9 protein-coding genes are annotated in these 14,317 nt (G+C 49.3%); 2 read left to right on the top strand and 7 right to left on the bottom strand.

Annotation, left to right across the window (positions count from 1 at the left end; translation table 11 throughout):
- Nucleotides 1-43 precede the first annotated feature (43 nt).
- From BUB37_RS04475 to BUB37_RS04485, 3 genes are read right to left on the bottom strand one after another with little or no spacing between them, the layout of a single operon-like run.
- Complete coding sequence (locus BUB37_RS04475; RefSeq protein WP_072989064.1) at nt 44-1,222, bottom strand: acyl-CoA dehydrogenase family protein; 1,179 nt, start codon at nt 1,220-1,222, stop codon at nt 44-46.
- Between the two features lie 56 nt (nt 1,223-1,278).
- On the bottom strand, nt 1,279-1,992 hold the full coding sequence (locus tag BUB37_RS04480) for a tRNA1(Val) (adenine(37)-N6)-methyltransferase (RefSeq protein ID WP_072989067.1): 714 nt from the start codon (nt 1,990-1,992) through the stop codon (nt 1,279-1,281).
- Nucleotides 1,993-2,012: 20 nt separating this feature from the next.
- The gene (locus BUB37_RS04485) at nt 2,013-3,455 is read right to left on the bottom strand and encodes a sulfatase family protein (protein ID WP_072989071.1); all 1,443 of its coding nucleotides are present in this window, start codon (nt 3,453-3,455) and stop codon (nt 2,013-2,015) included.
- A gap of 131 nt (nt 3,456-3,586) precedes the next feature.
- Between BUB37_RS04485 and BUB37_RS04490 the strand changes: the two genes are divergently transcribed.
- Nucleotides 3,587-4,624 carry a sugar phosphate isomerase/epimerase family protein gene (locus BUB37_RS04490; protein WP_072989074.1) on the top strand — a complete coding sequence of 346 codons (1,038 nt, stop codon included), beginning with the start codon at nt 3,587-3,589 and terminating at the stop codon, nt 4,622-4,624.
- 1 nt (nt 4,625) lies between these two features.
- Here the strand turns inward: BUB37_RS04490 and BUB37_RS04495 are convergent, their stop codons facing one another.
- The 4 genes from BUB37_RS04495 to BUB37_RS04510 form a co-directional block, all read right to left on the bottom strand.
- A complete protein-coding gene (locus tag BUB37_RS04495) occupies nt 4,626-6,842 on the bottom strand; it encodes an FUSC family protein (protein ID WP_094766525.1) in 2,217 nt (738 codons plus the stop codon).
- Nucleotides 6,843-6,931: 89 nt separating this feature from the next.
- A complete protein-coding gene (rimM, locus tag BUB37_RS04500) occupies nt 6,932-7,462 on the bottom strand; it encodes a ribosome maturation factor RimM (RefSeq protein WP_072989078.1) in 531 nt (176 codons plus the stop codon).
- Nucleotides 7,463-7,476: 14 nt separating this feature from the next.
- Nucleotides 7,477-8,058 (bottom strand): 30S ribosomal protein S16, encoded by a 582-nt coding sequence (locus BUB37_RS04505; protein ID WP_072989082.1) that lies wholly within the window; start codon nt 8,056-8,058, stop codon nt 7,477-7,479.
- Nucleotides 8,059-8,166: 108 nt separating this feature from the next.
- The gene (locus BUB37_RS04510) at nt 8,167-9,588 is read right to left on the bottom strand and encodes a sulfatase family protein (RefSeq protein ID WP_072989086.1); all 1,422 of its coding nucleotides are present in this window, start codon (nt 9,586-9,588) and stop codon (nt 8,167-8,169) included.
- Between the two features lie 201 nt (nt 9,589-9,789).
- Between BUB37_RS04510 and dnaE the strand changes: the two genes are divergently transcribed.
- Nucleotides 9,790-14,226, top strand: a complete 4,437-nt coding sequence (dnaE, locus tag BUB37_RS04515; RefSeq protein WP_072989106.1) for a DNA polymerase III subunit alpha — start codon at nt 9,790-9,792, stop codon at nt 14,224-14,226.
- Nucleotides 14,227-14,317: the final 91 nt, after the last annotated feature.

The raw sequence follows: 14,317 nt of genomic DNA on the forward strand, positions 1-14,317 counted from the left end.
GCAAAGATAAATCTTTAAATTGAAATCTCCCGATTAATTATGGTTAGGAGAAAGCCGGTATACCGGTAATATCGGCCCCCGTAATCAAGAGATGGATGTCGTGGGTGCCCTCATAGGTGATGACGCTTTCGAGGTTCATCATATGGCGCATAATGCTATACTCCCCGGTAATGCCCATGCCCCCGAGTACTTGTCGGGCTTCCCGGGCAATTTTAAGGGCCATTTCCACATTGTTGCGTTTGGCCATTGAAATTTGGGCCGAGCTCGCTTTCCCCTCGTTTTTTAGTTGGCCCAAACGAAGGGCCAGCAATTGTGCCTTGGTAATTTCGGTAATCATCTCGGCCAATTTTTTTTGTTGCAGTTGAAAGGCCGCAATGGGTTTGCCGAACTGTATCCGTTCCTTGGCATACCGCAATGCCGTATCATAACAATCCATGGCGGCACCGATGGCGCCCCAGGAAATGCCGTATCGGGCAGAATCGAGACAGCCGAGGGGGGCACCCAGTCCCGATTTGTTGGGCAGCAGGTTTTCTTTGGGCACTTTTACATTGTCGAATATAAGCTCTCCGGTGGCCGAAGCCCGTAAAGACCATTTGTTGTGCGTTTCGGGGGTAGAAAAACCTTCCATGCCGCGTTCAAGGATCAAACCGTGAATGCGTCCTTCTTCGTTCTTTGCCCATACGACCGCAATATCGGCGAACGGGGCGTTCGAAATCCATAATTTGGCGCCGTTCAAAAGAAAATGGTCGCCCATGTCCTTATACTTTGTTTCCATTCCTCCGGGGTTGGACCCGTGATTGGGCTCCGTTAGGCCAAAGCAGCCCATGAGTTCACCCGAGGCCAATTTCGGCAGGTATTTTTTCTTTTGCGCTTCGGTTCCGTAAGCAAATATGGGATACATTACCAAAGACGATTGAACCGATGCGGTCGAGCGTATGCCGCTATCGCCCCTCTCGATTTCCTGCATGATCAGGCCGTAGCTGATTTGGTCTAATCCCGCGCCACCATATTCTTCGGGGATATAGGGGCCAAAGGCACCTATATCCGATAGCCCCTTGATAATTTGTTTGGGGAATTCCGCTTTTTGGGCATATTCTTCGATTATGGGGGAAACGTCTCGTTTGACCCATTGACGGGCGGCATCGCGCACCAATTTGTGCTCTTCGCTGAGCAGGTCGTCAATATTGTAATAATCGGGAGCTTCAAAAAGATCAGGTCGCATAGAATATGATTTTTATCAAATGTATTAAAGAAATGCAACATTTTGTATCGCTGTTGTTACATTTTTAGATAAAAATCGCGGGTGAGGGCGATGTATTCGGGCGTGTACCGATGCCGTTCGATTTCAATGACAAGCTCTTCTACCCGGGGTTCTGACGGTTTGAAGGAAAATTCGATTAAACTGCGTTTCACCGCTGTGGTAGGGGTGCCCTTAACGTGCGTAATGCGGCGGGCGTAAAGGCCGTGTTTCACGGCCAATTTCAAGAGGTAAGGCTCTTTGTCGTAAGGGACGATGGTTGAGAAAACACCTTTCTCGGCAAGCAAGTGGCCAACACCTTCGATCAATTCCTCAAAAGGCAAGGAGGCGTTTTGCCTGGCTTGGTCTCGTGAAGTATCGCCACTTGATACCTTTTCGGAATAGAAGGGCGGATTGGAAACGATCAAGTCGTATTTTTCGTCCATTTCCTCTACGAACTCATCGAATCCCGCATGGTAACAGAACAAACGGTCTCCCCAAGGCGAATTCTCGAAATTGGCGACGCACTGTTCATAGGCGCCTTCTTCGATTTCTATGGCGTCAATGGTTTCGGCATCGCTCCGTTGGGCCAGCATAAGGGCGATAACACCGGTGCCCGCACCGATATCAAGCAGGCTTTGGGGACGGTGGTGCAAGGTGCTCCAAGCCCCTAGTAAAACGCCATCGGTTCCGATTTTCATTGCGCAGTTTTCTTGGTCGATGGAGAATTCCTTAAAGCGGAAAATAGTTGCCATATGATGAATGCCTTTGTTGGTTAACTGGGGTCGACCCTTCCCGGTTCCCGGTTTTCGGTGCCCTGTATGTTTTTTAACGAATCGCCCAAACGGGAACGCATCCGGTCGGCCAACTCTTTTATTTTTTCCACGACTTGGGGGTTTTCGGAAGCTACATTGTTCGTTTCACTTTCGTCTGATTCCAGGTCATAAAGTTCGATTTCCTCTAAATCGACCATGCGATAGTTGCCCGGCAAACCGTCTTTTCCCGGTTCCTGTCCGTCCATGGTGCGATAGCGGTGCGGAAAATACAGCTTCCACTTGCCATAGCGAACCCCGAACAGCTCGTTTACCCTATAATAAAAGAAATAGGCCTCTTGCGGACTTTCCTTGGTTTCGCCGGTGAGTAGCTTCCAAACGTTTTTCCCGTCAATGGTCGTATCAGGTAGTTCTGAACCGGTTATCGCGGCAATGGTCGGTAACAGGTCGATGGCCATCACCGGAACATCTATTACTTTGCCGGCTTCCAGTTTTTTTGGGTATTTGGCAATGAAGGGTTCGCGTTGGCCACCTTCCCATGCCGTTCCCTTTCCTTCCCGATAGGGGAGTGCACTCCCGGCGTGGTTGCCGTAAGATAGCCACGGGCCGTTGTCGGAGGTAAAGATGATCAAGGTGTTTTCGGTGAGTCCGTTTTTTTCCAAAGCTTGCACAATCTGGCCGACCGACCAATCGATTTCCATGATGACATCGCCGTAGAGCCCCCTATCGGATTTGCCCTTGAACTTTTCCGAAACGTACAAGGGAACATGGGGCTGTGGATGGGGTACATAAAGAAAGAAGGGCTTGTCTTTGTTTCGATTGATAAAATCGACACTGTGTTCGGTTATTTGGGTAGTGAGCTGTGATTGGTCGGTCAAGGTATCGATGACGGTCTCGTTTTTGTACAAGGGAAGAGGCCCGAAGTTAAAAATAGGGCCTTGCTGGGGGTGGAGGGGCCACATGTCGTTCGAATACGGAATACCGAACCATTCGTCAAAACCGTTTTTGGTCGGAAGGAAATCGGGGTGGTCGCCTAAATGCCATTTCCCATATATGGCGGTAGTGTACCCATTGTCCTTTAGCATTTCGGCCATTGTTGTTTCTTCAGGATTCAGCCCGATATCGCTATTGGGCATCAGGGCATTGTGTATGCCTATGCGATTGGGGTAACAGCCGGTTAAAATTCCGGCCCGGGATGCCGAACAAACGGCTTGGGCCGAATAAAAACTGGTCAGCTTCACGCCTTCGGCCGCCATGCGGTCGAGGTTCGGAGTGGCAATGTCGTCGGCCCCGAATACGCCGACATCCCCATAGCCTTGGTCGTCGGTGAAGATTAATACGATATTCGGTTTTCCCTCTTTTTGCGCACTTTCCTGTTGATCGGGTTTGGACTTACAGCAAATGGAGAGGGCCGTTAGGGCTAGAAACAAAATGTTCTTGGTCATGGTTTGGTGGTTTTTTGATGGGTGCCAGTCCCAAAAATAAGTAAACCATTTAGGTTTTTGGAAAACGGGTGCAAAGATTGGGAAAGCGATTGGCAAAAATGTGCTATCTTGAGTGGCCTTAACCCAACCTTATGAAATCGAAAAACTTTACCCGGAGAAAATTTTTGGGTGCCGCTGCCCTGACCTCGGCAGGCATGGCGCTTGATCCCTCATCCTTGTTCGGGGCCCCGGCCATTGTAAAATCATTAAAAAAACCGAACTCGTTGATCAACGGGGTACAGATCGGGGTGATTACCTATTCTTTTCGAAGCATGCCCGACCAAAGTGCCGAGGCGACCCTAAAATACGTTTTGGATGCCGGGATAAGTGCCATCGAGTTAATGGGTGGGCCTGCCGAGACCTTTGCCGGCAAACCGGAAAGCCAAATTGACCGAAAGACCCTTTACGCACTGAGGCGAGCCAAAAAACAGGGCGATCTTACGGCAGATCAAGCCAAAGAGCTCACCGATTTGCAGGCGCAAATGGTATCGTATAACAAGGAGGTTGCCGAGTGGAGGTCGAAAATGTCGATGGACCATTTTACCAAGCTGCGCAAAATGTACAACGATGCGGGGGTCTCCATTTATGCCTTTAAGCCGGGAGTGTTCGGCAAGGATAATTCGGATGCCGATATCAATTGGGGCATGCAGGCCGCCAAGTTACTGGGGGCAAGTCATGTTACCGTAGAGCATCCGAGTGATGATGCCCATACCCTTAGGTTGGGAAAATTGGCCAAGAAAAACAAGGTCTTTATGGCCTATCACGGGCACGAGCAACAAACCCCTACGTTGTGGGATACGGCCCTGGCCCAATCGGCATACAATGCCATGAATCTGGATCTGGGCCATTATGTGGCGGCCGGAAACGCCGACCCCTTGTCCCTTATACGGGAAAAATCGGCACATATCAAAAGCATGCATCTAAAGGACCGCCAATCTCCCCAGCATCAAAAAGGCAATTTGCCTTGGGGTACGGGAGATACGCCGATCGCGGAAGCTTTACAGCTCATGCGCGACAACCAATATAAGTTTCCGGGTACGATCGAGCTCGAATATCAAATCCCTGAAGGGTCCAATGCCGTGGAAGAGGTGAAAAAATGCCTGTCTTACTGTGAAAAGGCCTTGGGCTAGCCTAACCGTTCCCCGTCCACCCCTTGGAAAGTTTGAGCATGTCGCGACTGAGCGAAAAGAGCCACTGCAACTGTTCGCCGATGAGATGGGCCTCTTGCCGGTTTCGTTCCGTTGGAGGGTTCGTCGAAGCCTTGTCTAGTTGTGGCAATAGTCGCCTAAAGGCGGTCTCATCGGTCTGCGTGGCGGCCCTAGGTCCGTCTTCTTTGTCCCGTAATTGATAGATGACCTGTTGCAGGTTGTTTATGATGAGGTTTGCCGTTTTTTTGAAATTATCCGAAGCCTCGGTCGTGCCATAATTTTGGATGTACCCGCTCAAAGACGAAAGGGAAGACAGGAAACTGTGCACCAGCACCACCATTTCATAGGTTTTGTTGAACTGTTTTTGTTTTGAGGCAGGTTCCTGTGTCATGGCCTGAAAGGCCGAGCTAAGGTTTGAGGTTTCGTTAAAGGCCTGTTTGCGGGCCATGTTGTATTCGACGGGAATTTTTCCCTTCTTCTCGTAAAACCGGACAATTTGCTCAAAGAACTTTTTGTTGGCCGATAGACTGTTCGCGATATCTTCCTCGATCTTGGCAAAGCTCCAAGAAGGCCATAGCCAGAGAATGGCCGCAAACGATAGGCCTGCGCCAAATACGGTGTCCAAGATGCGGTACTGGATAATGGTATGGATGTCGGGCCTGATGATACCGTAGATAAAAATAACGCTCAGGGTGATGAACGTGGCCGAAATTCGGTAGTTTTTTTGAACCATGGAAAAGGCCATGATAAGGCTTGCGATGCCCATGGCCCCAAAGATGTAGGGATCTGAGACAAAAAAGACGACGGCCGTTGCCAGTGCCGCGCCTATAAGGGTGCCGATAATGCGTTCCTTGGCGCGTTTTTTTGTGAGTCCGTAGCTGGGGCGCATGATCACGATGATGGTCAATAGGATCCAATAGGGGTTTTGGAACTTAAAGAAGGAGCCCAGGGCATAGCCGACCATCGTAATTACGGCCAAACGTAGCGAATGCCTGAAAATAGGTGACCCGAAGTTGAAATTGCGGTACAGGAGGGCGGGACTGTAATCTTGTCGGGGCAAAAACTTTTTGGCTGTTTCCCGATCTACGAAGTCGGCCTGGTCTATCTCCGGGTTTCCTAAAAGCCATTTTATTCGTTTTAGCTTTTCGTACTGCTTCTCTTGGTATTCCAATAAGTTCTGTAGCATCAGGAAGTCCGTGAAATCTTCGCCTTCCCCTTTTTTCAACAGGTCGATATCGTGTTGGACGTTTTTAAATAGTGTGCGAAGGGATTGGGCAGGGGCAGTTTTTTTCGACCGTATGTCGGTTTTTGAAATGGCCCTGAGCTGGTTCGATATTTCAATGATAAGGGATTGAAAACTCTTTGTGTACTTCGGGTGTCGTTCGAAGAAAGCGGTCATTTTATCGTATTCGACCGGATTGGCCATGGCTATTTCGAGCATTTCTATCAATTGGACGAATACCAGCAAACGCCGATTTTGATAGGTCGAACGGCCGGAATTTTTACGGGATTGGATCAATATCTCGCGCAAGGTCTCATGGTGTTCGGTAAGTTGGTCTTGCTTTTCGGCCAAAAGGGCCATTAGGCTTTTGTGATCGGTGGCCGGATCGATCAATCGGGCGCGGGTCTCTAGGTAATCGGCCGTAAGGATATAGGTTTTTGAAAGGGCTTCTTCAATTTGCGCCTTGGGGTTGATGCGGTGCCAGGCCATCACCAATAGCAGGTACCACAATCCCCCGAATGCCGTCCACAAACAGTGTTCCCAGAGCAGCAGTTCCTTGGTTTCGTAGGCAAAGCTCAATACCAGGGCCAACAGACCGGAAAAGCTTATGAGCGAAGCCCTGAACCCGAATACCGAAATATAGGCGATGAGAAAGGTGGCCAGGCCCAAAACGGGGAGCATGGGCCAGGCCTTGAAATTAAAGTAGCCACCGATATAGCTAATGATCGCTATTAGCATGGCGGAAAGCAGAATACCCATTTTGCTATGGCGGTAATTGCCGCTGGTATTACTGGGGGCACACCATAGCGCGCCAAAACATAGGGATAGGCCAATTTCCAATTGGTCAAGGTTAATGCCTATGACAATGGGTAGGGTAGCCGCGATGGCCAATAGGATGGCCTTCGAAAAATCGGTGCTTTTGAAGAAACCGATCAAATCGAACAAGTACTCCGATATTTCCTTTTTGAACGCGACCAAGCTGCCCTGAATTTTGGTGCAAAGGTAGGGTTTGACCGGATGGCGGCCATGGGCGTTTGTAAGAAAAAAAGCTTGTCCGGGCGGCTTCCCTAAGAAAGGTACAGGTCTACCAAACCGTCGGGAGTGGTGACGTGGATTGTATTGTTATCGCGGTCGACCTGGGTTAAGATCTCATCGGTCAGGGGGATCAAAATCTCCTTGCCCTTGTTGTCGACCATCAATATGGCCTGGGAGGTACTGTCGTTTACGCCCGTAACATGGCCGATATTGCCCAGTTCGGAATCGATAACGGCAAACCCTATGATTTCGTGAAAGTAGAATTTATTGCCTTCCAATTTGGGGAGGAAGGAAAGAGGGAGGTAAAGTTCGTGCCTCATAATACGGTCTGCAGCGGCTTCGTCCTTTACTTCCTCAAAATCGATGCGCAGCAGGTTCGATTTGTGCAGGCGACATCTATCAATAAAAAATGGAACCAGATTGTTGCCTTTCATCAAGACAAAAACTGATTCCATGTTTTCGTACAATTCGGGTTCGTCGGTATCGAGTTTTGCGAGTACCTCGCCCTTATAGCTATATTTTGAAACGATTTTACCGAGGTAGAAACAATCTTCCTTACGCATCGCTTCGAATTGATCTATGCTTCTTCGGCAGGCTTCTGCTCTTCAGTGCCGGCTTCTTCTGCAGGGGCTTCGGCCACCGCAGTGTCTTCGGCTACAGCTTCTCCTTCCGCTTCAGGGGCTTCGGCTTCTTCAGCTTCGGGAGCCTCGGCTTCGGCCGCGGCCTGTGCACGCTTCTCGTTGATTTCCTTTTCGGCTTTTAATATCTCGGCCTTGGCTTTTTCCTTCTCTTGGTCAAGTCCGCTTACCTTGGCATTGATCTTGCTTTCCTTTTCCTCTAACCAAGCCTTGAATTTTTCTTCCACCTGCTCTTCGGTCAAAGCACCTTTGCGCTGACCTACCAATAAATGATGCTTCAACAAAACACCTTTGTAAGATAAAATGGCCCTGGCGGTATCGGTTGGCTGTGCACCGTTTTGCAACCATTTTACGGAGTTGTCTACATTGATCTCTATGGTTGCCGGATTGGTATTCGGATTGTAAGTCCCTAATTTTTCAAGAAATTTACCATCTCTTTTTGCACGGCTATCGGCAGCAACTACCCAATAGAATGGTTTTCCTTTTTTACCGTGTCTTTGAAGTCTAATTTTTACTGGCATATCACATTAATTTGTGGGGTGCCCGACCCCTGTTATTAATTCTACGTTTTTCCCTAAAAGGGCTGCAAATATACTTCATTTATTGAAACCCGCAATAGCTTTGGGTTTTTATTGTTCGCGGTCGGCCAATTGGTCCTTGCCCCTAATTAATTTGGAGCGATGTTTTTTGACCAATTCATCAATAGTGGCGAGCACTTCGGGATGTGCTGGGGCAATGTTGAAATTCTCGGAAGGGTCGTGGTTGAGGTGGTAGAGCAATGGGGGATCGTGCTCCTGTCGTTTGCCAAATTGGCCGTAGGCGCCCTGGGTGATAAAGTGGGCCTTGTAATTTTCCATTCGAACCGCATAGAGTTCGGTCCCGCGGTAATAAAACATGCTTTTTCTAGGGCTGCTTTCGTGCCTGAACAGGGTGCCACTTAGGTCGACACCGTCTATTATCCGGTCGTTCGGAATCTCGACCCCGGCCATTTTGCTGAAAGTGGTAAAGAGGTCCATGGTGGATCCCAGGTCCGTAATCACACCGGGTCTTATTTTCGAAGGCCCCCAGAAAATCGTGGGTTCGCGCATGCCCCCTTCCCAGGTGGTTCCTTTTCCGGCCTTTAAGGGGCCCGCACTTCCACCGTTCAGCTTAAAGGGAAGCCATGGTCCGTTGTCGGAGGTGAATACAACAATGGTGTTTTTGTCGAGTCCTTCTTCTTTTAGCGTATCCAATATTTTTCCCACCCCGTGGTCTATCTCTTCCAGCACATCGCCATAAAGTCCCCTTTCGCTTTTTCCCAAAAAGGCTTGGGAGGCGAAAAGGGGCACATGGGGCAGGTTGTGGGCCAAATAAATAAAGAAGGGTCGGTTTTTGTTCTTCTTTATGTAGGAGACGGCCTCGTTCGAGTATCGGGTGGTTATGGTGTTTTGGTCGGCGGGCCGTTCGATTATTTGGGTGTTGCGAAGCAACGGAACGTTAAAGTGTTCGCTTTTGATACTGTCGTTCGTGCGGTCCCAATAATTTTTATAGGCCTCTCCCTGTACCCGGTCCATATCGTTGGAATAGGGGATGCCAAAGTAGTAGTCGAATCCGTTATTGGTGGGCAGGTATTGCTCTTTGTGGCCCAAATGCCATTTTCCGATACAGGCGGTACTGTAGCCTGCCTTTTTCAATTGTTCGGCCAGGGTAATTTCACGCGATGGCAAGCCGTGTTTCGAGTCGGGAAAAAGAACCCGGTGTTTGTTGCTGGCCATTCCGCTTCGAACGGGCAACCTTCCTGTCAAAAGCGCCGCCCTGCTAGGGGTGCAAACGCTGGCCCCTGCGTAAAAGTTGGTCCATTTCTGGCCTTCGTGGGCCATTCGGTCGAGGTGGGGCGTCTTGATCGTTGGGTGTCCAAATGTGCCCAAATCGCCATAACCCAGATCATCGGCGAAGATGATGATGAAATTGGGAAGGCTCTGTTCTTGGGCCGGAACACTATTGGACAATAAAAGGAAACATAATAAGGACAGGCCGTACTTGGCCCAAGGGTTGGTTGTTGATTTTGGCATGGCTGGAAAGGTTTAAAGGTGTATAAGATAGTAAAATATTGAATGTTGTGCCTAACCAAGGACGATATGGGTTTGTCGTTGATAACTACTAAAAACATCATTTTAAATACCTGCCCGTTTTGTCTAATTTTACAAGCTCTTATTTCATTTCGCATTTCATGGAATGAAACATGCGAATCTAGAACCCGAAACTTCCGCAACATGTATTTGATTTTTGACACTGAGACCACCGGATTGCCTAAACGATGGGACGCCCCAATTACGGACACGGACAACTGGCCCCGCTGTATACAGATAGCGTGGCAGTTGCACGACGACATGGGCCGACTGATAGAGCACCAAGATTACTTGGTAAAACCCGAAGGTTTTAACATCCCCTATGACGCCGAAAAGATCCACGGTATATCTACGGAGCTGGCGGAAAAGGACGGTGTTCCCTTGGCAGAGGTCTTGGAGAAGTTCAATGCGGCCATGGCCCAAACGAAGTTTATCGTGGGGCAGAATGTGGGTTTTGACGTGAACATCATGGGGGCTGAATTCCATAGGATGGGCGTTGAGAACCCCCTGCAGGAACTGCCTGTCTTGGATACCTGTACGGAACATACGGCACAATTGTGCCAGATACCCGGTGGGCGTGGCGGCAAGTTTAAGCTTCCTACCCTGACCGAGCTTCACGAATTTCTGTTCGGCGAACCTTTCGCCGAGGCCCACAACGCCACGGCCGATGTTGAGGCCACGACCCGTTGTTTTTTGGAGCTGATCAGAAAAAGGCAGTATACGGCCGAGCAACTGGATGTTCAGCCCGATTACTTTGAGAATTTCTCGGAGGCCAACCCGCAAGAGATACAGCTCATCGGCCTTAAGCACATCAACCTAAAACAGGCTTCCAAAAAAATAGCGGACGCCCTTTGGGAAAAGGATACCGGTGGGGTTTCGCAAGAAGAGATACAGGAGAACCTGGCCACTTTGGAGTCGGCCAATTTCGCCCATCTGCACAATCACACCCAGTTTTCCATATTACAGTCCACCATCAGCATCCCCGACCTGATCAAGGCAACGGCAGAGGCCAGAATGCCCGCTGTGGCCATGACGGACCATGCCAATATGATGGGGGCCTTTCACTTTGTGAACGGGGTTATTAACCACAACAAGGGAGTGGCCGCCAAAAACGAGGAAAACAAAAAAAGGTACGAGGCCACGCAAAACGGAACCCTCCAAGAAGGAGAGGAACCCCTTCACGAACTACCCGAACCCATTCCCGAGATTACACCTATCATAGGTTGCGAATTTCACGTGTGCGAAGACCACACCAACAAATCGCAAAAAGACAATGGCTATCAGATCGTGATGCTTGCCAAAAACAAGCAAGGGTACCTTAACCTGGCCAAAATGTCTTCCATTGCCTTTGTGGAAGGAAAGTACTACGTGCCCCGTATCGACAAAAAAGTCATTGAACAGTATAAGGAAGACATCATTGTACTTACCGGAAACCTGTACGGTGAGGTTCCCAGTAAAATACTGAACGTAGGGGAAAAACAGGCCGAGGAAGCCCTTATTTGGTGGAAGGAGATGTTCGGCGACGACCTGTATATAGAGATCATGCGCCACGGACAGGAAGACGAAAATCGGGTCAACCAGGTGTTGATCCAATTCGCCAAAAAACACGATATAAAACTGGTCGCCACCAACAACACCTATTATGTCAACAAGGAAAATGCCCATGCGCACGACATCCTTTTGTGCGTAAAGGACGGCGAAAAGCAGTCGACCCCCATAGGCCGTGGTCGCGGTTACCGCTACGGCCTTCCCAACCAAGAGTACTACTTTAAGTCCTCTGACGAAATGAAGGAACTCTTTAAGGATATTCCGGAGGCCATCATCAACATACAGGAAATTATCGACAAGGTAGAGACCTTTAGCTTGGCGCGCGACGTGCTCTTGCCCGCTTTTGACATCCCCGAGGAATTTCAGTTCGAGGAAGACAAATTGGATGGGGGCAAGCGTGGGGAAAACAAATACTTGCGCCATATTACCTATGAGGGCGCAAAAAGGAGATACGGCGAAATTACGCCCGAAATAGACGAGCGACTCGATTTTGAGCTTAAGGTTATCGAAAAAACGGGCTATCCGGGTTATTTCCTGATCGTGGAGGATTTTATCAGGGCGGCCAGAAATATGGGGGTTTCCGTGGGACCCGGCCGTGGGTCCGCAGCGGGATCTGCCGTGGCCTACTGTTTGGGGATTACCAATCTCGACCCGATCAAGTACGACCTGCTTTTTGAGCGTTTCCTAAATCCGGACCGTGTGAGCATGCCCGATATCGATATCGATTTTGATGATGAGGGGCGTAGCCGTGTAATGGACTATGTGATCGAGAAATACGGGGCCAACCAAGTAGCACAGATCATTACCTATGGTACCATGGCCGCCAAATCGTCCATCCGCGATACGGCCCGTGTACTCGACCTGCCCCTGAGCGATGCCGACCGTATGGCGAAGCTCATCCCCAACATGTCCAAACTAAAAAAGATCATCGGGGTGGACGAAAAGGTACTTCGCAGTAAGTTCAACAGCGAGGAACTCGAAAAAATAAACGAACTCCTGAACATTTCCGAGGGCGATGGCCTGGAATCGGAAACCCTGAACCAAGCTTACGTTTTAGAGGGGTCTGTTCGTAATACGGGCATCCATGCCTGTGGGGTGATCATTACCCCGGACGATATTACCAAGTTCGTTCCCGTGGCATTGGCCAAGGATTCCGACATGTACTGTACCCAGTTCGACAACTCGGTGGTAGAAAGTGCGGGACTCTTGAAAATGGATTTCTTGGGCCTAAAGACCCTGACCCTGATCAAGGATACCGTAAAGATCGTGAAAGCGAAACACGGTATAGAGCTGGATCCCGAAAATTTTCCGCTGGACGACAAAAAAACATACGAGCTTTTCCAACGGGGTGAAACGATCGGGGTGTTCCAATACGAATCGCCCGGTATGCAAAAGCACATGCGTGCGTTAAAGCCCACGGTCTTTGCGGATCTGATCGCCATGAACGCCCTGTACCGTCCGGGACCGATGGAATACATACCCAGCTTTATCGCCCGTAAGCATGGTACCGAAGAAATTGTGTACGACCTCGAGGCCTGCGAAGAATACCTTGCCGAAACCTACGGTATTACGGTATACCAAGAGCAGGTGATGCTCCTTTCGCAAAAACTTGCCGATTTTACCAAGGGTGAGGCCGACGTCTTGCGTAAGGCCATGGGTAAAAAGCAAAAGCACGTACTGGACAAAATGAAGCCCAAGTTCATTGAACAGGCATCCGCAAAAGGGCATCCGGTAGATAAGCTGGAGAAAATATGGAAAGACTGGGAGGCGTTTGCCGCCTATGCCTTTAACAAGTCGCACTCTACCTGTTACGCGTGGATCGCCTACCAAACGGCCTATTGCAAGGCCCACTACCCTGCCGAATACATGGCCGCCGTGCTGTCGAACAACATGAACGACATCAAGCAGGTAACCTTCTTTATGGAAGAATGTAAGCGAATGGGGCTCGAGGTTCTCGGTCCTGACGTCAACGAATCGTACTACAAATTTGCCGTCAACAAAGACGGGGCCATCCGTTTTGGTATGGGGGCCATAAAGGGTGTAGGCCGAGGGGCGGTCGAGACCATAGTGGAGAACCGTAAAAAAGACGGCCCCTACAAATCGGTGTTCGACATGGCCAAGCGGATCGATTTGCGGGCGGCCAACAAAAAGGCCTTTGAAAACCTGGCCGTGGCCGGTGGTTTCGATTCCTTTGAGGGAACCCATCGCGCACAGTACTTTCACGATGAGGGGGACGGAATCACCTTTTTGGAAAAAGTGATCAAGTATGGGGCCAAGTACCAGGAAAACCAAAATTCGTCGCAGGTCAGTCTTTTTGGCGATGCGAGCGAGGTGCAGATTCCCGAGCCTGTCGTTCCACCTTGCGAAGATTGGGGCACCATGGAAAAACTGCGTCGCGAAAAGGAAGTAGTGGGAATCTATATATCGGGGCATCCGCTCGATGACTTTAAGACAGAGATCAATGCCTTTTGCAACGCCAATATTTCGTGTGCGGGCGAACTGGAAAAATACGTCAACCGCGAACTTTCGTTCGCAGGGGTGATCACCGATGTGCAACATCGTACTTCCAAGAACGGAAAAGGCTGGGCGGCCTTTACCATGGAAGATTATTCAGATTCCTTTGAGTTCAGGATTTTTGGGGAAGAATACCTGAAATTCCGTCACTTTCTCATGATCAATTCATTTGTATACGTCAAAATTTTTGTGCGTGATGGATGGGTCAACCGCGATACGGGCAAGAAGGGAGAACCGAGAATCCAGTTCAATAGCTTTATGCTGCTTCAGGATGTCATGGAAAATTATGCCAAAAAGTTGACCATCAAACTGAACATAGACGATTTGGAGGAGGATAGGATACATTGGTTGAAGGATACTTTGGTGTCGCACCAAGGAAGCCATCCATTGAACTTTGTCGTTTATGAAATGAAGGAGGCCATTAAGGTGAACCTGTCCAGTAGGAAGCAAAAAGTACGGATTTCAAGCGAACTGTTGGCGACCTTGGAACGGGAGCAGGTGCATTATAAGTTAAATTAGCCTTGGTAGGGCCATTTTATTCGGGTATGGTGATAAAATAAATTCCCGTGATAGCGTTATAGCTAAAATAGATTCTTCTAGCGTAAGAAAA

The sequence above is a fragment of the Pseudozobellia thermophila genome (genome assembly GCF_900141855.1).
GTDB classification, from domain to species: Bacteria; Bacteroidota; Bacteroidia; order Flavobacteriales; family Flavobacteriaceae; genus Pseudozobellia; species Pseudozobellia thermophila.

Bases quoted from the DNA above. Each gene is read 5' to 3' on its own strand.
- BUB37_RS04480 (WP_072989067.1), bottom strand. From the start codon at position 1,992: ATGGCAACTATTTTCCGCTTTAAGGAATTCTCCATCGACCAAGAAAAC.
- BUB37_RS04510 (WP_072989086.1), bottom strand. From the start codon at position 9,588: ATGCCAAAATCAACAACCAACCCTTGGGCCAAGTACGGCCTGTCCTTA.
- BUB37_RS04475 (WP_072989064.1), bottom strand. From the start codon at position 1,222: ATGCGACCTGATCTTTTTGAAGCTCCCGATTATTACAATATTGACGAC.
- BUB37_RS04485 (WP_072989071.1), bottom strand. From the start codon at position 3,455: ATGACCAAGAACATTTTGTTTCTAGCCCTAACGGCCCTCTCCATTTGC.
- BUB37_RS04490 (WP_072989074.1), top strand. From the start codon at position 3,587: ATGAAATCGAAAAACTTTACCCGGAGAAAATTTTTGGGTGCCGCTGCC.
- BUB37_RS04505 (WP_072989082.1), bottom strand. From the start codon at position 8,058: ATGCCAGTAAAAATTAGACTTCAAAGACACGGTAAAAAAGGAAAACCA.
- dnaE (WP_072989106.1), top strand. From the start codon at position 9,790: ATGTATTTGATTTTTGACACTGAGACCACCGGATTGCCTAAACGATGG.
- rimM (WP_072989078.1), bottom strand. From the start codon at position 7,462: ATGCGTAAGGAAGATTGTTTCTACCTCGGTAAAATCGTTTCAAAATAT.